Source organism: Providencia sp. R33 (assembly GCF_019343475.1).
Lineage (GTDB): Bacteria > Pseudomonadota > Gammaproteobacteria > Enterobacterales > Enterobacteriaceae > Providencia.
The window spans coordinates 396,225-416,141 of record NZ_CP072453.1 but is presented as its reverse complement, the minus strand read 5'-3'; the positions used below and the strand labels follow the sequence as shown (position 1 = coordinate 416,141).

Annotated in this window: 17 protein-coding genes; 14 read left to right on the top strand and 3 right to left on the bottom strand. The window is 41.0% G+C overall.

All coding sequences use genetic code 11. The features are described 5' to 3' along the window. Positions 1-7: 7 nt before the first annotated feature. The 3 genes from J6836_RS01910 to J6836_RS01900 are packed head-to-tail and all read right to left on the bottom strand — an operon-like array spanning position 8 to position 3,626. Entirely contained in the window at positions 8-1,003 is a 996-nt protein-coding gene (locus tag J6836_RS01910) for a D-cysteine desulfhydrase (RefSeq protein WP_219246288.1), read from the bottom strand. A 16-nt stretch (positions 1,004-1,019) separates the two neighbouring features. After that, a complete protein-coding gene (locus J6836_RS01905) occupies positions 1,020-2,444 on the bottom strand; it encodes a Na+/H+ antiporter NhaC family protein (RefSeq protein WP_219246286.1) in 1,425 nt (474 codons plus the stop codon). A 36-nt stretch (positions 2,445-2,480) separates the two neighbouring features. Beyond that, on the bottom strand, positions 2,481-3,626 hold the full coding sequence (locus tag J6836_RS01900; RefSeq protein WP_219246284.1) for a trans-sulfuration enzyme family protein: 1,146 nt from the start codon (positions 3,624-3,626) through the stop codon (positions 2,481-2,483). Positions 3,627-4,677: 1,051 nt separating this feature from the next. On the opposite strand from J6836_RS01900, the gene ltnD reads away from it, so the two are divergent. From ltnD to J6836_RS01830, 14 genes are all read left to right on the top strand, one after another. Beyond that, on the top strand, positions 4,678-5,586 hold the full coding sequence (gene ltnD, locus J6836_RS01895) for an L-threonate dehydrogenase (protein WP_219246282.1): 909 nt from the start codon (positions 4,678-4,680) through the stop codon (positions 5,584-5,586). Further along, the gene (gene otnK, locus J6836_RS01890) at positions 5,583-6,857 is read left to right on the top strand and encodes a 3-oxo-tetronate kinase (protein WP_219246280.1); all 1,275 of its coding nucleotides are present in this window, start codon (positions 5,583-5,585) and stop codon (positions 6,855-6,857) included. The genes ltnD and otnK overlap by 4 nt, the downstream gene beginning before the upstream one ends. Further along, on the top strand, positions 6,854-7,495 hold the full coding sequence (gene otnC / locus J6836_RS01885; RefSeq protein ID WP_219246279.1) for a 3-oxo-tetronate 4-phosphate decarboxylase: 642 nt from the start codon (positions 6,854-6,856) through the stop codon (positions 7,493-7,495). The genes otnK and otnC overlap by 4 nt, the downstream gene beginning before the upstream one ends. A gap of 21 nt (positions 7,496-7,516) precedes the next feature. Continuing rightward, complete coding sequence (otnI, locus tag J6836_RS01880) at positions 7,517-8,299, top strand: 2-oxo-tetronate isomerase (RefSeq protein ID WP_219246277.1); 783 nt, start codon at positions 7,517-7,519, stop codon at positions 8,297-8,299. Between the two features lie 8 nt (positions 8,300-8,307). Then, complete coding sequence (locus J6836_RS01875) at positions 8,308-9,075, top strand: DeoR/GlpR family DNA-binding transcription regulator (RefSeq protein ID WP_219246275.1); 768 nt, start codon at positions 8,308-8,310, stop codon at positions 9,073-9,075. Between the two features lie 35 nt (positions 9,076-9,110). Next, a complete protein-coding gene (locus J6836_RS01870; protein ID WP_219246271.1) occupies positions 9,111-10,478 on the top strand; it encodes a GntP family transporter in 1,368 nt (455 codons plus the stop codon). A 163-nt stretch (positions 10,479-10,641) separates the two neighbouring features. Beyond that, positions 10,642-12,015: an ATP-dependent RNA helicase DbpA gene (gene dbpA / locus J6836_RS01865; RefSeq protein ID WP_219246269.1), complete on the top strand. Its 1,374-nt coding sequence runs from the start codon at positions 10,642-10,644 to the stop codon at positions 12,013-12,015. Between the two features lie 232 nt (positions 12,016-12,247). Beyond that, positions 12,248-12,823 carry a hypothetical protein gene (locus J6836_RS01860; RefSeq protein WP_219246268.1) on the top strand — a complete coding sequence of 192 codons (576 nt, stop codon included), beginning with the start codon at positions 12,248-12,250 and terminating at the stop codon, positions 12,821-12,823. Next, positions 12,820-13,221 carry a hypothetical protein gene (locus J6836_RS01855; RefSeq protein WP_219246266.1) on the top strand — a complete coding sequence of 134 codons (402 nt, stop codon included), beginning with the start codon at positions 12,820-12,822 and terminating at the stop codon, positions 13,219-13,221. Before J6836_RS01860 ends, J6836_RS01855 begins: the two co-directional genes overlap by 4 nt. 213 nt (positions 13,222-13,434) lie before the next feature. Beyond that, entirely contained in the window at positions 13,435-14,682 is a 1,248-nt protein-coding gene (codB, locus tag J6836_RS01850; protein WP_219246264.1) for a cytosine permease, read from the top strand. Next, positions 14,675-15,967, top strand: coding sequence for a cytosine deaminase (locus J6836_RS01845; RefSeq protein ID WP_219246262.1), 1,293 nt, complete (start codon positions 14,675-14,677; stop codon positions 15,965-15,967). Before codB ends, J6836_RS01845 begins: the two co-directional genes overlap by 8 nt. Positions 15,968-16,401: 434 nt before the next feature. Beyond that, complete coding sequence (locus J6836_RS01840) at positions 16,402-17,385, top strand: autoinducer 2 ABC transporter substrate-binding protein (protein WP_219246260.1); 984 nt, start codon at positions 16,402-16,404, stop codon at positions 17,383-17,385. Positions 17,386-17,468: 83 nt separating this feature from the next. Then, on the top strand, positions 17,469-18,950 hold the full coding sequence (locus J6836_RS01835) for a sugar ABC transporter ATP-binding protein (RefSeq protein ID WP_219246258.1): 1,482 nt from the start codon (positions 17,469-17,471) through the stop codon (positions 18,948-18,950). After that, on the top strand, positions 18,943-19,917 hold the full coding sequence (locus tag J6836_RS01830) for an ABC transporter permease (RefSeq protein ID WP_219246256.1): 975 nt from the start codon (positions 18,943-18,945) through the stop codon (positions 19,915-19,917). The genes J6836_RS01835 and J6836_RS01830 overlap by 8 nt, the downstream gene beginning before the upstream one ends.

Genomic DNA, 19,917 nt, shown 5'->3' with positions numbered 1-19,917 from the left:
TATAGGTTTAAATACTTGCTACATTGATTTCAGAATAAGCAAATAAAGCAGGTGAACCGCCAGTATGAATAAAGAGAAGCGGCTGATTGCCCTCAATGGTTTCTTTTAAAATATTATCGATTAACCCTGCCATCGCTTTCCCCGTATATACAGGGTCGAGTAAAATACCTTCTTTTTGCGCTAATAACTCAATGGCTTGCTGCCCTTTATTATTTGGAGCTCCATAAGCAGGTGAAAAGTATTGATCCCATAATTGTACACTCGGAAAATCAACGAGGTTTAATAACTCACCAATTTCATGTTGTAGCTTTTCAATTTTAGGCTGCTGTTGTTCAACCGTGCGTGAAACGGTCACACCAATAATGGGCGTTTGCGGTAACACGGCCTGTAACCCCATCGCCAATCCTGCATGAGTCCCCGCACTACCTGAGGCAACAATCACCGCAGCAAAATCAATCTCTTTTGGCTTTTGCTGTGCAATTTCCAAAGCACAACTCACATAACCCAGTGAGCCTAAAGCATTCGAGCCACCGACGGGCACAACATATGCATTTTCTAGCCCCAATGATTCAATTAATTCTTTCATCTGCATATTAGGGTCAGTTAATTCTTCACAAAAATAACAGCGAGTATTAAACAAATCCGTCAGGAGTTTATTGCCATTATTTAAAAATAAGGAATTCCCGCTTTGCAGCGGGTTTTCCAATAATGCGACACATTCTAAACCGTACATTGCAGCAATCGCTGCCGTTTGACGAACATGGTTAGATTGTATCGCTCCAGCCGTGACTAATACCTTGGCTTTTTTCTGAAGGGCATCGGCAATAATAAACTCTAACTTACGCAATTTGTTGCCCCCCATGGCAAGGGGGGTCATATCATCACGTTTAATATAAATTTCACGACCAAGATATTCAGATATATTATTCAGTTTCATCAATGGCGTTGCCGTATGTAATAAGTCAATTTTTGCTATTGCTGAAAGCCTTTCTTGTATACTCATTTGAATATAATCCCGATTAATATGTGAAACCTAAATAGAGGTAAACCATCAGCGCAAATGCGGCGGTAACCGTGGCATAAGGCATTTGTGTCCGAATATGTTCAATATGGTCACAATCCGTTGCCATGGAGGCCACAATTGCATCACTGGAAATTGGAGAGGTCATATCACCATAAATAGACCCCGCAATAGCAGCACCAATCATATATTCCACTGGCATTCCCACAGAAATACCGAGTTGCACACCGATTGGGATCATAATGGCAAATGTCCCCCACGATGTCCCTGTTGCTAATGACATCAAAGCACTAATTAAGAAAATAAAGCCAATTGAGAAGCCCGGGGAAATAACACCTGAAGTCACTGTAGCAATATAAGCCCCTGTATTTAAATCGGATGAAACAGTTCCCATCAAGAAAGCTAAAATCATCACCGAGCTAATTTTCACCATACTCGCGTAGCCGATGTATAACTCTTTAAAAAATGTTTCGATATTTAAAACACGGCGAGCTAAGAACCACACAAATGAAACTAAGGTTCCAAACATGACGCCCCAATAAACGGATGTTGAGCCGCTGCCTTTACTAAAGTCCCCATTACCCGTGATATATAAAGCAACTGGCACCATTAATACTGTGGATAAAATAGGAATAAAGAAATTTAAAGATGTATGGCAATTTGGATGTTCAATAATATCTTCATCATCTTGCTCCGAGTGTTCCTCAGATAAGATAGTTAACGATTCTTCATGAGCACGTAGTTCAGCTTTTTTCATTGGTCCCCAGGAAAAATTGGAGAAAATGTAAAATAAAACAGATGCTAAAGAAAACCATGCCATAATATTAAACACCATCGAACCCGCTAAAATCTCAAATGGCTCACCGGTAATAAAACCTTTTGAAATTTGGACACCGATCACCCCCATCATCGCTGCACCCCAGCCGTTTATCATCGCTGACGAGCACACTGATACACAGGATGTTTGCACGATATAAGACATTTTCTCTGGCGAAACACCGTAATTCTTCGCGAGTGTTTTTGTTGACGCACCCGCAATTAATTGGTTAATTGAACTTTCGATGAAAATTAATGATGTAATAATCATCGCCATTAATTGAACGGCTTTTCTATTCTTTATTAATTTGGTTTTATTAGTCAATAATCTAACGAGTGACCTAACACCACCGGTGACTACGACAAGTCGCATAATGCCACCTATCATAACCATAAATAGGATTGTTTTTGTATTTCCTGGTGATGCAAATGTATTAATTATTCCATCAAGTGTTCCGTTAACTCCTAATAATATATTATGATCATTAATAACGGTAAACCCGACTAATATTCCCAATAATAAAGATAAAATAACCTGGCGTGTAAAAATGGCTAAAAGTATCGTGACCATTGGAGTGACAATGGTCCAAATTCCATAATCATTCATGGGATGCTCTCTTATTATAGTTTATTTTGATTTTAATTAAGATAATGCTTTTTCTAAATCATTTAATAAATCATTAATATCTTCAATGCCTACCGATAAACGCAATGTCGTATCGTAAACATGAATACTTTCTCTTTCTTCTTTCGTCATTGAGCCATGGGACATGGTCGCTGAGTGGTTTACCATACTTTCCACACCACCGAGAGATTCTGCTAGCACAAAATAAGTGACTTTAGATAAGAAATTTTTGGTGTCTTCAATATCGCCTTTTAATTTAATTGTCACCACCGCCCCGCCAGTTCGCATTTGCGTTTTGCATAGCTGATATTGTGGGTGTGATTGTAAACCTGGGTAATAAACGTGTTCAATTTTCGGGTGCGTAGCTAAATATTCTGCAACTTGCTGTGCATTGCTGCATTGTGCTGACATGCGTAATGCCAATGTTTTTAAGCCACGTAATGCGAGGTATGAATCAAAAGGAGAAGCAATTGCACCGAGCGTAGTTTTTAGAAAATCAAGGCGACTTGCAAGATCTTCACGTTGGGTAATAACAGCACCACCAATTAAATCTGAGTGACCCCCAATATATTTGCTTGCCGATAACATCACTATATCAGCACCCAATTCTAATGGCTTTTGGTTCCATGCTGTTGCAAATGTATTATCCACACACGTCAAAATATTATGCGTTTTTGCTAATGCGCAAACTGCTGTAATATCCACTAACTCAAGTAGCGGATTAGTTGGGCTTTCAATCCATATTAAGCGAGTGTTACCTTTTATTTTAGCTGCAACCTCATCAAGGTTATTTAAGTCAACATAATCTATTTCGTGACCACAATTTTCAGTTGCAACACGCTCAAATAAACGAAAGGTTCCACCATAAACGCCTTTCATGGCAATAATATGGGAGTCTTTTGGTAATAAGTTTAATACTAAGCTTGAAGCGGCAACCCCTGAAGCGGTTGCTGTTGCATAGGTTCCCCCTTCAATTTCAGCTAATAACGTTTCATAAGCGTAGCGTGTCGGGTTGCTGCAACGGGAATAACAGTATTCACCATGCTCCGTTAAGCTCTGTTGAACAAAGGTACTTGCGGTTGTGATTGCAGGGAAAATAGCATGATTAACGGTATCTTGCTGTTTCCCACCATGGATTAAAATTGTAGCAATATTCTTAGTCATTATTAAAAACCCAATCATAGAAAGATAACGAAGTGTTTATTTATATTTGTTGCTAAAAGGAATATGCCATAGGGAAATAGAAAATTTTTTCTAAAAATCGATGACTTTATACAAATTTAGAGAAAATTTTTCTAAAAATAAATTAATAACCTTAAAATACAATGGGTTGATTAATTAAAGTGAAATGAGCGGGCCGTCACAATATCATTATTTAGTTTATCAATATCATCTAAACCTATAGAAACCTATCGTTAACCTATTAAAATTAAAGAACAATTGTAGCTTAAAGGTTAATTATATTATCGAGTAATGTAACTAGTTATTATGGAAATCATAATAAGCATAATACTTTTATCTGCAATTTTACCTATCATCTCCACTGAATTACTCTTTAATACTGATATAGTAGAAACTTATTCTCTTCCATCACTTTGACTATTTTTTCTTACAGACCAATCCATCATATACATCCAGTAATGGGCAATTAAAAATCTAAAAACAAAAAAGACACTATTCACATGGATTGTCATTTCTATTGTGACTCTGGTTTATACCGTCATGGCAAACTTAAGGCCGATTTAATTCCTAAAATGATCCCCCTTTGAGTTGGTGTTATTTTTCGGCATAGCAAGAAAAAACTCATGATTACCATTAATGTGTGATGCGATAATATTACAAAACCCTCCATCATTCCTTAACCTTCCAGAACACTGTTCTCAAAAACACTATTTTAATTTTCTTTTAATTATCATCTAATTAGGAAAAATTTTTATTGATCAATAAATAAACAAATCAATAAAGAAAGCAGTTTAATTAAAGTAACGCCTGTGCCATTTTGTGAATAAAGTGATAAACATCACAAATTTTTTCACATTTAAATGTGAAGTAAAAAAGCAATCAGAAAATAAATAAACCAAATAAAAACAATTAATTAATAGAATAATCTTTATCGATAAAAATAAAATTTATGTGATTACCATCATTCGAATGTGAATTTTATCGTGTAATCATGTATCACAATAACAAAGATTCACAACATCAGGAGAGTACGATGAAATCGATTAATCATGTTGCCGTTATTGGACTCGGTTCAATGGGGATGGGTATTGCAAAATCCCTGATTAGAAATAACGTACCAACCTACGGTTTTGACATTAACACCGCCGCATGCGACGAATTAAAAGCCTATGGTGCAAAACAAGTCGGTAAAAACGCGGCAGAATATGCCAATGAACTAGACGCTGTTTTACTCGTGGTTGTTAATGGAAAACAAGTTGAGCAAATTTTATTTAATGGGGAAACTCCATTAGCAGCAGCGCTGCGTCCGGGAACGATTGTGGTTTTACACAGCACACTCGCCGCCGAACAAGCCAAGCAAATTGAGAAAAAACTCGAACAATATCAAATTCAAATGCTGGATGCGCCAATCTCTGGCGGTGCAATTAAAGCCAACGACGGCAAGCTTACCGTGATGGCATCTGGAAAATCTGAGTTATTTACTGCCCTCAAACCTGTTTTTGACGCGACGACTGAACGCTTATACCAAGTTGGTGAAGACATCGGCATGGGCTCAACGGTGAAAACCATCCACCAACTATTAGCTGGTGTTCACATTGCTGTTGCCGCTGAAAGTATGGCACTTGCTGCAAAAGCGGGTATTGATTTAAACCTCATGTACGACGTTGTCACCCACGCAGCAGGCAATTCATGGATGTTTGAAAACCGCATGCAGCACGTACTAGACGGTGATTACTCACCAAAATCTTCCGTGAACATTTTCGTCAAAGACCTTGGTCTTGTGATGGAAACAGCAAAAGCGTTGAATTTCCCACTTCCGTTGGCATCAACTGCACTGCAAATGTTTACGGCAGCAAGCAACGAAGGCTTTGGTGGTGAAGATGATAGCGCGGTGATCAAAACCTTTAAAGGCATTCAATTACCTGGGAAGGGGGATAAATGAGTATTCAACTCGGTGTAATTGCAGATGACTTTACAGGTGCAACAGACATCGCGGGGTTTATGGTGCAAAGCGGTTGGAAAGTGGTGCAACTACTGAATGAACCTGATGAAAATACCGTGATCCCGCAAGATGTTGACGCCATTGTCGTCAGCCTTAAAAGCCGTTCATGCCCTGTAGATGAAGCGATTAGCGCTTCATTAAACACCTGCCAATGGCTAAAAAAGCAAGCGAGTTGCCGTCAAATCTTTTTTAAATATTGCTCAACCTTTGATTCCACAGAAAAAGGCAATATTGGCCCTGTGACCGATGCCCTTATGCAGGCATTAAAAGCGGATATCACGGTAGTCACCCCTGCTCTGCCTGTAAATGGCCGTACAGTCGTGCACGGTCACCTGTTTGTGAATGGCAAATTGCTTAACGAAAGTGGAATGCAAGACCACCCTGTCACACCAATGACTGATGCCAATCTATTACGCGTGATGGAAAAGCAATCTCAAGGGCAAGCAGGGTTAGTCGATTTAGTCACTGTTTTGCAAGGGGCTGATGCCATTAAAACGCAGTTAACCGCATTGCAAAATCAAGGTGTACGCTATGCCATCACTGATGCCATCACCATGGAAAATCTATTACCGATTGCCCAAGCCGCAAAAGATTTACCGTTATTAACTGGGGGATCTGGCTTAGGTGCCGCTATCGCAACCGTGAAAACAGGCATCGCTTGGCAGCGTGATACTGCATTAGGGGAAAAACCAGCAACAACGCAGCGCAAGGCCGTTATTTTATCAGGTAGCTGTTCGCAAATGACCAATGCGCAAGTCAATACTTACGCCGCCATTGCCCCAAGCCGTCAAGTAGATGTAGGCGAGTGTTTATCAAATCCAGATTACGCCAAAACGTTATCTGCATGGGTGGTTGAACATCAATCTAACCCGCTAGCACCTATGCTGTATGCCACATTACCAGCGGACAAGTTGAAGCAAGTTCAGCAGCAGTACGGTATGCAACAATCCAGTGAAAGTGTGGAAAAACTCTTTGGTGAAGTTGTTTCGCTGTTAAAGCAACGAGGCTTTAATACCTTCATTATTGCAGGGGGTGAAACCTCTGGAAAAGTCGTACAAAGCCTTGGTACACAACAACTTAGTATTGGTGCCCCGATTGTTCCTGGTGTGCCATGGGTAAAAGACCGCTTAAGTGGTGATTGGTTAGCACTGAAATCAGGTAATTTTGGCCAAGAAAACTTCTTCCAAGAAGCGCAGGAGATGTATTTATGAGTGCAGAACAAGCACTGCGTGTTGAATTATGCGAATGGGCAAAATCGATGTTCATGCGGGGCTACAGCAGCGGCGGCGCAGGCAACATCAGCGCCAAACTGCCAGACGGCACAATCATTGTGACACCGACTAATTCGAGTTTCGGTGACCTTGTCCCTGAGCGTTTAAGCAAATTAGATGCAAAAGGCAATTGGATTGATGGCGACAAACCGACCAAAGAAGTCTCCATGCACATGGCAATGTACGAGCAGCGCCCTGATTGCCAAGCGGTCGTCCATTTACATTCACCGTGGTTAACGGCGTTATCTTGCTTAGAAAATGTAGATAAAACCAATTGCTTACCCCCCATCACACCGTATTACGTGATGCGAGTTGGCCAGTTACCTTTAGTGGAATATTTGCCGCCAGGTGACCCGAAAATTGGGGAAGAAATTGCAAAATTAGCCACAACACATTCTGCAGTTTTGTTATCAAACCACGGCCCTGTTGTGGGCGGGAAGACCCTAAGACAAGCATTTTTTAATGCCGAAGAACTCGAAGATACGGCGCGTTTATATCTCACCCTATTACCGCTTGGGTTTAAAACGCTGACCGATGCCGATGTACAAGAACTCAAAGACCGTTATCCACAAAAATAACGTTATAACGAGGAACATAGAATGGCAAAGTTTGCAGCAAATCTCAGTATGATGTTTAACGAAGTTCCGTTTATTGAACGTTTTGAACGTGCAGCCAACGCGGGATTTCAAGGCGTCGAGTATTTATTTCCTTATGAAGAACAACCCGCAGCGCTTGTTGAGCAGCTCACTAAACATAACTTAACGCAAGTGCTGTTTAACATGCCAGCCGGTAATTGGGCTGAAGGCGAACGCGGTATGGCGTCAATACCAGGGCGCGAAAATGAGTTTCAACAAGGTGTCCACAAAGCGTTGGAATATGCCCTCGCGCTGAACTGCAAACAAGTTCATGCGATGGCAGGGAAAACCAATAGCCAATTCACCCCTGAGCAACAAAAAGCGTGCTTTGTTCAGAATATTCAGTACGCGGCGGATGTGATGGCAGAACATGGCATTAAAGTATTGATTGAACCTATCAATACTCGCGATATGCCGGGCTACTTTCTGACAACACAAAAACAAGCCGAAGCACTGCTCCCAGAAATAAATCGTGATAATGTATTCATTCAGTTAGATCTCTATCACTGCCAAATCATGGAAGGTGATTTACTGAAAACGATTGAGCGGCTATGGGGTAAATTCAACCACATTCAAATTGCTTCTGTGCCATTTCGCCATGAACCCGATACTGGGGAAGTCAATTATCCATGGATTTTCGATAAATTAGACGAAATGGGCTATCCGGGCTGGTTAGGGTGCGAATACATCCCCGCAGGAAAAACAGAAGATGGGCTGGCTTGGTTTAAGAAAATACAGGTTAAATAGGAATTAAGATGATCCCATCAGAGCGCAGAGACTTTATTTATCGTTATCTTCATGAATATCAAACTGTTTCCATTAGCAGTTTGGTGGAGCTAATGAACGTCTCACATATGACGGTTCGCCGTGATATCAGCGCTCTGGAGGAAGAAGGAAAAGTCGTCAGTATTAGTGGTGGCGTGAGGTTAAACAATGCCTTACACCAAGAATTACCGTGGAATGAAAAAGCGCGTCTTCATTACCAAAGTAAACGTGAAATTGGCCGTTTTGCTGCGTCTCTCGTGGAAGATGGCCAAGTTGTTTACCTTGATGCAGGCACGACAACATTCGAAATTGCCCGCGTGCTTGGGGAACGGTTTAATTTAACCATCGTGACCAATGATTTTTCTATCGTCCAGTATTTGATTAATAAGCCTCAATTGAATTTATTCCACACTGGAGGAAAAGTTGATAAGCGCAACCACTCCAGCGCCGGCAATATCGCCGTTATGATGCTAAAAAGTCTCAATATTGATGTGGCGTTTATCAGTACCAGTTCATGGGATTTCGAGCACGGTGTCTCTACTCCTCATGAAGAAAAAGTTCTGTTAAAACAAACATTATTAGAGATATCTCGCCGGAGTGTTTTAGTTTCAGACAGCAGTAAATTTGGTAAATATGGCATGTTTCGCGTATGTGCTTTGGAACAATTGGATGACATTATTTGTGACAACCATTTGCCAGAAAACATCATTAAAAAATTAGAAGAAACAAATATAAATTTCTATCCGATTGACGTGTAGAAAAAATAAAATAGACCCTAGATAGAGAACACAATATGACAACTTTTTCTTTATTAATGATAGCATTGATAGGGATTCTTATACTCCTATTAATGATAATTAAATTTAAAATCCACCCTTTTGTTGCTTTATTAATTGTCAGTTTATTTGTTGCCATTGCGACCGGTATTCCATTAGATAGCGTTGTTAAAGTCGTTACTGATGGTCTCGGTGGTGTCCTTGGTTCTGTCGCTATTATTATTGGTCTGGGAGCAATGCTTGGGCAATTAATTGAACGCTCTGGCGGCGCAGAAAACTTAGCGATTAAAACGGGTAAATCCCTTGGGGCGAAAAAAACCATTGCCGCCTTAACGATTGCAGGTTTTATTTTAGGTATTCCCGTTTTCTTTGATGTTGGCTTTATTATTTTAGCACCAATTATTTATGGCTTTGCTAAAGTCGCTAAAATATCACCATTAAAATACGGTTTGCCTATTGCAGGTGTAATGTTAACCGTGCACGTGGCACTACCGCCTCACCCAGGTCCTGTTGCAGCAGCCGGTATTTTACACGCCGACGTGGGTTTATTAACGTTAATTGGTTTTGTTATTTGTATTCCTGTCGCAATTATTGGTTATTACATTGCAAAATATATTAATAGAAAAAACTACCATTTATCTGTTGAAGTATTAGAGCAATTACAATTAGCTAAAGATGAACCAAGTAAAGGGGATATTGTTTATACCGATAGAGCCAACCCGCCTAAACCGGGAACGGTTATTGCGATGATTGTCATCCCAATTCTAATTATTATGTTGGGAACTGTTTCATCGACATTATTAGAAAAAGGTGACCCAGTAAGAACATTCTTTACCTTTATTGGTTCCCCAATTATTGCCTTATTAATTGCATTAATTCTGGCTGTGTATTTCTTAGCATTACGACGTAATTGGACCTTACAACACACCAACAATATTATTGGTGATGCCATTCCTGCGGCAGCTGTCGTTATTATGATCACCGGTGCAGGGGGCGTATTTGGTAAAGTCTTGGTAGAGTCAGGTGTAGGAAAAGCCCTCTCCGATGCTTTAGCCATGATTGATATGCCAATTATTGTCGCTGCATTTATTATTTCACTCGTTTTACGTGCTTCGCAAGGCTCAGCAACCGTTGCCATTCTAACCACTGGTGGGTTATTAAGTGAAGCCGTTATGGGGTTAAGTGGCACACAGCTGGTATTAGTCACCCTCGCCTCTTGTTTTGGTGGCTTAGGTTTATCCCACGTGAATGACTCTGGCTTCTGGATTGTCACCCGCTACTTAGGGTTATCTGTTAGCGATGGTTTAAAAACATGGACCGTATTAACCACCCTGCTAGGGTTACTCGGGTTCTTGTTTACAGGGTTAATTTGGATGATGGTGTAATCATCCAAACTCAAAGCTTCCTTTATCATAAAGGAGGCTTTTTCTTGTTAGCCTTCTTAGCACTCTAAATCTCATCCCTTTCAAAAAATTAAAAACAGACAGCGCCATGCAGGGATAGTATCATTGGCGCCATTAGCTCCTTTTTATTACTTGAGATTTTATTGTGACTTCATTTGCTGACCTTAACGCGCTGAGCGCTGAACAACTGTCTAACCTGCAAGAGTTAGGTTACCTCAGTATGACCCCGATCCAAGCAGCCGCCCTTCCTGCTATCCTTGCTGGGAAAGATGTTCGTGCGCAGGCTAAAACAGGTAGCGGCAAAACAGCTGCATTCGGTTTGGGTTTATTACAACGCATTGATGCCAAATTATTTAAAACCCAATCACTGGTTTTATGCCCGACTCGCGAACTCGCAGAGCAAGTCGCCAATGAATTGCGCCGCTTAGCCCGAGCAATTCCGAATCTTAAAATTCTCACCTTATGTGGTGGTGTGCCTTTTAGCGTGCAACGCGATTCCCTTGCTCACGCCGCCCATATTATTGTCGCAACGCCGGGCCGCTTACTTGATCATTTAAACCGCGAAACCGTTCAACTGGATGAGTTGCAAACGTTAGTGCTGGATGAAGCGGATAGAATGTTAGACATGGGCTTTATGCCTGACATTGAAACTGTAATGGATTATGCGCCGATGAGCCGACAAACTTTGTTGTTTTCCGCGACTTGGCCAGAAGAAATCGCCCGTATTAGCCAGCAAATCCAGAACGAACCGCAAACAATTGAAATCAATAGTGTTGATGAATTACCTGCGGTTGAGCAGCAATTTTATGAAGTTTCACGCCACGGTAAAATCGAATTATTACAAAAATTATTAAGCCGTGAACAACCAGCGTCTTGCGTGGTTTTCTGTAATACCAAAAAAGATTGCCAAGCCGTGTACGACGCACTGAATGACAGCAAACAAAGCGTTTTAGTGCTGCATGGTGACTTAGAACAACGTGACCGTGACCAAACCTTGGTGCGTTTTGCAAATGGCAGCAGTCGCGTATTGGTTGCTACCGATGTCGCTTCACGTGGGTTAGATATTAAAGCCCTCGAAATGGTCATTAACTATGAATTATCATGGGATCCTGAAGTTCACGTACACCGCATCGGCCGTACAGCTCGCGCAGGTGAAAGTGGCTTAGCTATTAGCTTATGTGCACCTGAAGAAGCCCAACGCGCAAATGCCCTTGAAGAAATGTTGAACATGAAACTAAACTGGCAACCTGAGCCCGCAGGCCTTCGTATTACACCACTTGAAGCCACAATGGTGACGTTATGCCTGGATGGCGGCAAAAAAGCCAAAATGCGCCCAGGTGATATTTTAGGGGCTCTTACAGGGGATGTCGGCCTTGATGGGGCAGACATTGGTAAAATTGCTATTCACCCAACTCACGCTTATGTGGCAGTAAAACGTTCCGTCGCTCAACAAGCATGGAAACACCTACAACAAGGTAAAATCAAAGGTAAATCCGTTAAAGCGCGATTACTGAAATAAAAATTTTGTTTTATTCCCTTTATTGTTTCGATAAAGGGAATCTTTCCTAAAATTCAATTCCCCGCCCTTTTAGCGTATGCTTTATATATATGAGTAATATTGAAAATTAAGCTTATTAAAAATAAAACAGAGTATTATCACAATTTAATAGATTTCATAAAATTCCTCTTTTTAATTAGAAAAATTAAAATTAACATAATGCAACTTAAGTAAAATAAAACTGAGAGGCAATATGGAAATCAAGTTTAATACCAAAATAGAAAACCCTAACGAGCTCGCTAACATTATCGGATGTAATATATCTGAATTGGAGGGCGAGCTAGAAAAAATATGCACTGCCAGCTTTAATGAATATATTGATATGTTTCAAGGAACTAAAGCATTCAAGCGTGGTAGTGATATTTTAGAATATCGATTATTTCTGTTAATTAAATATTATTTTGATGGTCAAATCCCTGATGAGCAGTCTATTAGCCGTTTATTTCAATCAACGGCATCAGAAAGCCGAGGATACCTAAGATCTATTATTTCAAAATATCAATATCAATTAAAATCAGCAATAAATGACACCATCAAGAATATTCTTTCAGAAGCCAAAATTACGCAAAATACAGGCCCTTATACAATCACATTAAATAATACCAATATCATCGAAGAGCTAAACAGGAAATTAGTGGATATCGACGGTACTTTAACATCTGTCGCTAAAAAGCGTGGTAGTGTTTCTACATACGAAATAACGAAGTCTTCCTATTTAAAACTCTGCGAAGATTTAAACGTTAACCCCGTGGAATATGTAAAAAAATGAGTGATGAAATTGCAATCGCGAGTTTATTGATGGCTATATTAGCTATCATATATGGCACTTGGTACCCAGAAATTATGAAAGCAATAAATTTAAATGTTCCTGACCATGACAAAATGGAAAATTATAATATCGCAAAACAAACATTTCGGGGAAAATGTTTGCCCTTAACGGTAATATCCATTTTAGTCGTCATCATCTTCCTACCCACTATCATTCCCATCATTTCGCATTCTATAAGTGTATTCATGCGCGATGGGATAAGCGCCTATAAAGGCTACAACACTGTAAAAATGGGAATTATATTTGTCATAATAGTCAGTGTAATGATTTCTATTCAAATGCTACAACTCAGTTACGCCTTACGGAAGAAATGTAAAGCGCTAGAAGCTGAAGAATAAATATTTTTCATCTATCGACTATTTTTATCTTCACGTTAGAAGCTCTCTTTATCTAGGAGGGCTTCTTTATCTGTCATAAAGTATCTACCCGACTTGCTTTACATCAGATAAATTAAAAATACTTAACAATACACGAAAACGTTTGCTTTTTATTTTACTGGCTATAAAATGCGTCGGATTTTTTTGGCCTGAGAAAAATAACTGGAGACAATCGTGCCTGAAGATAAAAATTATAGCCATGGCCCCGTGCCCATATCCGCGCGAAAAGGCGGACTAGCATTAACCTTTGTGATGCTAGGTTTAACGTTCTTTTCAGCCAGTATGTGGACCGGAGGCGCTCTCGGTACCGGTCTCAATTTTCATGATTTCTTCCTCGCAGTTCTTATTGGTAATCTTCTTCTTGGTATCTACACCGCATTTCTTGGTTTTATCGGTTCAAAAACTGGCTTAACAACTCACCTCCTCGCGCGTTACTCCTTCGGTATTAAAGGTTCATGGCTCCCTTCATTTTTACTTGGCGGCACACAAGTCGGCTGGTTTGGTGTGGGTGTTGCGATGTTCGCTATTCCTGTTGGTAAAGCCACAGGCTGGGACATTAACTGGTTGATAGGTATTTCAGGCATTTTAATGACCGTCACTGTATTTTTCGGTATTTCCGCATTAACCGTCCTTTCTATTGTTGCTGTTCCTGCAATCGCCATATTAGGGAGTTACTCTGTCTACCTCGCAATTACTGACATGGGGGGTATGAGCGCGCTGCAAGCTGTTGTCCCAGCAAAACCGATTGATTTTAATTTGGCGCTTGCCATGGTGGTCGGCTCATTCGTCAGTGCGGGTACCTTAACCGCGGATTTTGTTCGCTTTGGTCGTAAACCGAAAGTCGCCGTTTTAGTCGCACTAGTAGCTTTCTTCCTTGGTAACTCATTGATGTTTATCTTTGGTGCCGCAGGCGCTGCCTCACTGGGAATGGCCGATATTTCAGATGTCATGATTGCTCAAGGTTTGTTGTTACCTGCAATTATCGTTTTAGGCTTAAACATTTGGACGACTAATGACAATGCCCTTTACGCTTCTGGTTTAGGTTTTGCTAACATCACTGGGTTATCCAGCAAAACCTTATCCATTGTAAACGGGTTAGTTGGTACTCTGTGTGCATTATGGCTATACAACAACTTTGTCGGCTGGCTAACCTTCTTATCTGCCGCCATTCCGCCGATAGGTGGGATCATCATTGCTGACTATTTGATGTATCGCCATCGTTATGAAACATTCGATCGCAGCAAAATGCGTGATGTGAATGTCAGTGCGTTAATCGCTGTTGCAGCTGGCGTGATTGCGGGTAATTGGTTACCCGGAATTGTCCCTGTTAATGCCGTCCTTGGTGGTGCTTTGTGTTACGCTGTACTTAACCCTTTATTAAACCGCCGCCGTGCCACAGATTCGGAGCTAACTCGTGCATAATCAAACCATTAAACATATCCATAATGTCCGCTTACCTGAGCGTGATGGCTTATGGCGCATCGATATCGACAACCAAAAAATCACCGTAATTACCCCGCAAGTGGATGGCGAAATCTTGCCAGAAAGCTTAAACGGTGAAGGAGGGTTAGTTTCAGCGCCTTTTGTTGAGCCGCACATTCATTTAGATACCACCCAAACTGCAGGGCAACCAAGCTGGAATCAGTCAGGCACCTTATTTGAAGGGATTGAGCGTTGGGCTGAGCGCAAAGCCATGCTCACGCACGATGATGTGAAAAACCGCGCATGGCAAACCTTGAAATGGCAAATTGCTAATGGAATTCAACACGTTCGTACCCATGTTGATGTGTCTGACCCCACGTTAACGGCATTGAAAGCGATGCTTGAAGTTAAACAAGAAGTGGCACCATGGGTTGATTTGCAAATTGTCGCCTTTCCTCAAGAAGGCATTATGTCTTACCCAAATGGTGAAGAACTTCTTGAAGAAGCACTGCGCCTTGGTGCTGACGTCGTTGGTGCAATCCCTCACTTTGAATTTACCCGTGAATATGGGGTCGAATCACTCCATAAAACCTTCGCTTTAGCCGAAAAATATGACCGTTTAATTGATGTTCACTGCGATGAAATTGATGACGAGCAATCGCGCTTTGTGGAAACCGTCGCTGCGTTAGCACACGCGAAAGGCATGGGCTCCCGTGTGACCGCGAGCCACACTACGGCGATGCACTCTTATAACGGCGCGTATACATCCCGTTTGTTCCGTTTACTAAAAATGTCGAAAATTAACTTTGTCGCCAACCCGTTAGTGAACATTCACTTACAAGGCCGCTTCGACACCTATCCAAAGCGCCGTGGGATCACGCGTGTGAAAGAGATGCTGGCCGCAGATATTAATGTGTGCTTTGGGCACGATGACGTTTTCGACCCTTGGTATCCACTTGGTACAGCCAATATGCTGCAAGTCCTGCATATGGGGTTACATGTTTGCCAATTAATGGGTTATCAGCAAATCAACGATGGGCTGAAACTAATTAGTGAATACAGCGCACGTACCTTGAACTTACAAGACTATGGTGTCAGCGAAGGCAAACGCGCAAGTCTGTTAATTTTACCCGCTGAAAATGGTTTCGATGCAGTACGCCGTCAAGTTCCAGTGCGTTACTCTATTCGTGATGGCCGAGTGATTGCCAATACTCAACCTGCGGTAACCCAAATTCACCTCGAAGAAACTGAAACTGTTCGTTACGGATATTCCCCGCTAGTTTAATTATCGATAATTAAACTGATTAAAAGCGCTCAATAAGTAACTGAGCGCTTTTTTAATTTTAAATCATATCATTAGCTAATTTTTGACCAAATCCCCCATAAATCTGATGTGATCTTTATCCCAAATTAGAAGGTGGGCGTAAAAATCCATATAAACAACCAATAAATACATAACTATTTAGGCCTTAAAGCTCTACATTCCTAAATGTGTAAAAAACAATATTAACGAAGTGTTAAATCTGTCATACCCCTACACGCCAACACCAACTAAGGCAGATTTCCTTCAATAAGAAAGATAATTTAATCCAACACCGACCTATTTGTGTCTAAAACACACTTTTTACCGATGACGTTATTGTCTGAATCTACTCGTTTTCAATATCGGGTAGTTTAGAAAATGAATACCCTTAAATGACGACCTGTACGAGGTATGAGATGAATAAAAGTAATTTAGGAAAATTGTTATCCGCCAGTTTACTCGGGTTAATGATGTGCTCAACCGCAGCAATCGCACAAGAAGTTGAAGTGGTCAATATCTCAAAAATTGGCGGTATGCCTTGGTTTAACCGCATGGGAGAAGGTGTTACCAATGCAGGTAAAGACCTTGGAATTAATGCATACCAAGTGGGGCCTTCAAGCACTGATGCACCTCAACAAGTTAAAATTATTGAAGACTTAATTGCCAAAAAAGTCTCCGCTATCTCCATCGTTCCCAACGATGCAAACGTGCTTGAACCTGTGTTTAAGAAAGCACGTGAAGCTGGCATTGTCGTTTTAACGAACGAATCACCGGGGCAACCAAGTGCCAACTGGGACGTTGAAATCATTGATAATGAAAAGTTTGCCGCAGATAACGTAGAAGAAATGGCAAAAGCAATGGGCGGAAAAGGCGGGTATGTCATTTATGTCGGAGGCCTAACTGTTCCTCAACATAATTTATGGGCAGATTTATTCGTTAAGTACCAAAAAGAACACTATCCAGATATGTACGAAGTTGCTAGCCGAATGCCTGTTGCAGAAAATATTGATGATGCACGCCGCACAACATTAGACCTAATGAAAGCGCACCCTGATATGAAAGGTGTCGTTGCTTTTGGTTCTCAAGGCCCTATCGGTGCAGGTCGTGCCGTTAAAGAAAAACGCGCACGTGGCAAAGTGTTTGTTTATGGCATGATGATCCCATCACAAGCCGCTTCACTGATCAAAAGTGGTGATATTGCCATGGGTGTTACCTATGACCCAGCCTCCGCGGGTTATGCATTGACTGCTGTCGCTGACAAAATCTTAAAAGGTGAAGAAATCACACCTGACTTAGAGATACCAAGCTTGGGCAAAGCAGATGTAGATATGGATAAACGTATTATCAAATTCCATAAAGTACTGCGTGTAACCAAAGATAACGTCGACAGCTTGTACTAAAAATTTGCATTAACCGATTCTTGCCGCCAATAGGTGGCAAGAATTGTTGTGTCAGTAAGTTGCCAATGTAGACAGAGGTAAAAATGGAACCCTTTATTTCGCTGGGTAATATCAACAAAACCTTCTATGGTGTGAAGGCGCTTGATAACATGGCCTTGACACTACTTCCAGGGGAAGTCCACTGCCTAGCTGGACAAAATGGTTGTGGAAAATCCACGCTTATTAAAATTATATCTGGTGTTTATCACCCTGATTCTGGGGCTGAAATTACCGTGAATGGGGAAAAATATTCCCAGTTATCACCTATTGATTCGGTAAAAGCAGGCATTCAAGTCATTTATCAAGATTTATCGTTATTTCCGAATTTAACCGTTGCCGAAAATATCGGCATCAACCAGTATCATCATAAATTTATTGTAAACAAACACAGCATTCGCCAAATAGCAGAAAAAGCCATAAAAAGTATTAATGCACAGCTCGATTTAGATACAACAGTTGAGTCATTACCCATTGCCCAGCGGCAAATTGTGGCTATTTGCCGCGCACTATCCCAAGAAGCCAAACTTATTATTATGGATGAGCCAACAGCCTCATTGACCATGCAAGAGGTTAAAGGGCTGCTGCAAGTAGTGCACGACTTAAAGAAAAAAGGTATTTGCGTGGTGTTTGTTAGCCATCGACTTGATGAAGTGATGGAAATTTCCGATAGGATCACAGTGCTAAAAGATGGAAAGCTAGTTGGAACGTACCCTGCTGCCGAAATTGATAATAAAAAATTGGCATTTTTAATGACGGGAAAAGCCTTTTCCTACGCAGTACTTCCTCCTATTGAACAGCACAGTGCCGTTGCATTAGAAACCAAAAGCCTAAACCGAGATAATGAATACAAAAATATTTCATTTAAAATTCACCAAGGTGAGATTGTTGCAATTACAGGGTTATTAGGTGCGGGCCGTACCGAGCTTTGTCTAAGCTTATTTGGTGTCACCAAACCAAAGAGTGGCGAAATATTTCTTGAAGGAAACCCCGTTAAATTCTCCAGCAATCGTGATGCAATAAAAGCGGGAATAGGCTATGTGTCTGAAGACAGAATGAATACTGGGCTAGTTATGGAGCAATCCATCAATGACAATATCATTTCAACCATTTTAAATAAGCTCAAAACCCCTTGGCAGCTTCTCAATAGAACCAAAGCAAATAGCGTTGTTATTGATTTAGTTGAACAATTAACCATCAAAATTGGCAGTGTAAATTTACCCGTGAACACCTTATCAGGGGGAAATGCGCAGCGTGTTTCCATTGCTAAATGGCTAGCTATCGCTCCCAAAGTGCTCATTCTTGATGCACCTACTGTTGGTGTTGATATTGCCAATAAAGCCGGAATTTACCAGATTATTTGTGCATTAGCCCAAAAAGGGATCGCGGTATTGATGGTCACGGATGAAATTGATGAAGCCTTTTTTAATAGCCACCGCATATTAGTGATGCGCAAAGGTGAAATTATTTCGACCTATTTACCAGGAGAAACAACAGAAGCCATTCTATCTGAGGTGGTCAATGGTTAATAAACTTGGAATTAAAGGCCACGAGTTATTCTTAGCTATTATTATTATAATCATCGGTGGCTATTTATCTTTTGCGAGTGATGATTTTATGACACTCAGCAATATTTATGACTTAGTTAACAACTACGCCATGCTAACCATCTTAGCGTGCGGCCTGTTTATTGTACTCATCTCTGGCGGTATCGATATTTCATTTCCTGCTATGACCATTATTTCCCAATACATTATGGTCACCCTAATTCAGGGCACTACAGGGAATTTTGCCCTTGCCTTCGCATTATCTGGTGGTGTGGGTTTATTACTTGGTTTAGTTAATGCTATTTTGGTCAATCGCCTGAAAGTTCCCTCAATTATTATTACCATTTCAACATTAAATATCTTCTACGGTTTATTGCTCTATTTAACCAAAGGTATCTGGTTATATAGCTACCCTGAATGGTTCGAACAAGGCATTTTGTTATTCAAGTTCACTGCGGCAGATAGTTATGATTATGGATTGAGCCTGCAAATCCTAACGGTGCTTGCCGTCATCATCTTAACCGCCTTTGTGATGAATAAAACTAGCATTGGTCGCATGATTTACGCGATGGGCGGTAATAAAGAGGCTGCATCAAGGATGGGGTTTGGTATCTTCAAACTGCAACTATTTGTTTATGGCTATATGGGACTAATGTCAGGCGTAGCTGGCGTCGTGCAGTCTGCAACGGTGCTCACCGTAGCCCCTGATTCGTTATTGGGGTATGAATTAACTGTTTTGGCAGCAGTCGTGTTAGGGGGTACCAGTATCATTGGAGGACGAGGCACCTTACTCGGAACCTTACTGGGAGTGACCCTGCTGGCCGTCTTACAAAATGGCCTAAACCTCTTAGGCATTTCTTCCTATTGGCATACCGTCGTCACGGGTCTAGTTATCGTCGTGAGTATCAGTATGACGGCATGGAGCCAACACAAAAGTCGAGAGGTTTAA

Excerpts from the sequence above, each read along its gene's own strand:
- J6836_RS01900 (WP_219246284.1), bottom strand. The coding sequence starts at position 3,626 with ATGACTAAGAATATTGCTACAATTTTAATCCATGGTGGGAAACAGCAA.
- J6836_RS01855 (WP_219246266.1), top strand. The coding sequence starts at position 12,820 with ATGAGTGATGAAATTGCAATCGCGAGTTTATTGATGGCTATATTAGCT.
- J6836_RS01875 (WP_219246275.1), top strand. The coding sequence starts at position 8,308 with ATGATCCCATCAGAGCGCAGAGACTTTATTTATCGTTATCTTCATGAA.
- J6836_RS01910 (WP_219246288.1), bottom strand. The coding sequence starts at position 1,003 with ATGAGTATACAAGAAAGGCTTTCAGCAATAGCAAAAATTGACTTATTA.
- otnC (WP_219246279.1), top strand. The coding sequence starts at position 6,854 with ATGAGTGCAGAACAAGCACTGCGTGTTGAATTATGCGAATGGGCAAAA.
- otnK (WP_219246280.1), top strand. The coding sequence starts at position 5,583 with ATGAGTATTCAACTCGGTGTAATTGCAGATGACTTTACAGGTGCAACA.
- J6836_RS01870 (WP_219246271.1), top strand. The coding sequence starts at position 9,111 with ATGACAACTTTTTCTTTATTAATGATAGCATTGATAGGGATTCTTATA.
- J6836_RS01835 (WP_219246258.1), top strand. The coding sequence starts at position 17,469 with ATGGAACCCTTTATTTCGCTGGGTAATATCAACAAAACCTTCTATGGT.
- ltnD (WP_219246282.1), top strand. The coding sequence starts at position 4,678 with ATGAAATCGATTAATCATGTTGCCGTTATTGGACTCGGTTCAATGGGG.
- J6836_RS01905 (WP_219246286.1), bottom strand. The coding sequence starts at position 2,444 with ATGAATGATTATGGAATTTGGACCATTGTCACTCCAATGGTCACGATA.
- J6836_RS01830 (WP_219246256.1), top strand. The coding sequence starts at position 18,943 with ATGGTTAATAAACTTGGAATTAAAGGCCACGAGTTATTCTTAGCTATT.
- J6836_RS01840 (WP_219246260.1), top strand. The coding sequence starts at position 16,402 with ATGAATAAAAGTAATTTAGGAAAATTGTTATCCGCCAGTTTACTCGGG.
- otnI (WP_219246277.1), top strand. The coding sequence starts at position 7,517 with ATGGCAAAGTTTGCAGCAAATCTCAGTATGATGTTTAACGAAGTTCCG.
- J6836_RS01860 (WP_219246268.1), top strand. The coding sequence starts at position 12,248 with ATGGAAATCAAGTTTAATACCAAAATAGAAAACCCTAACGAGCTCGCT.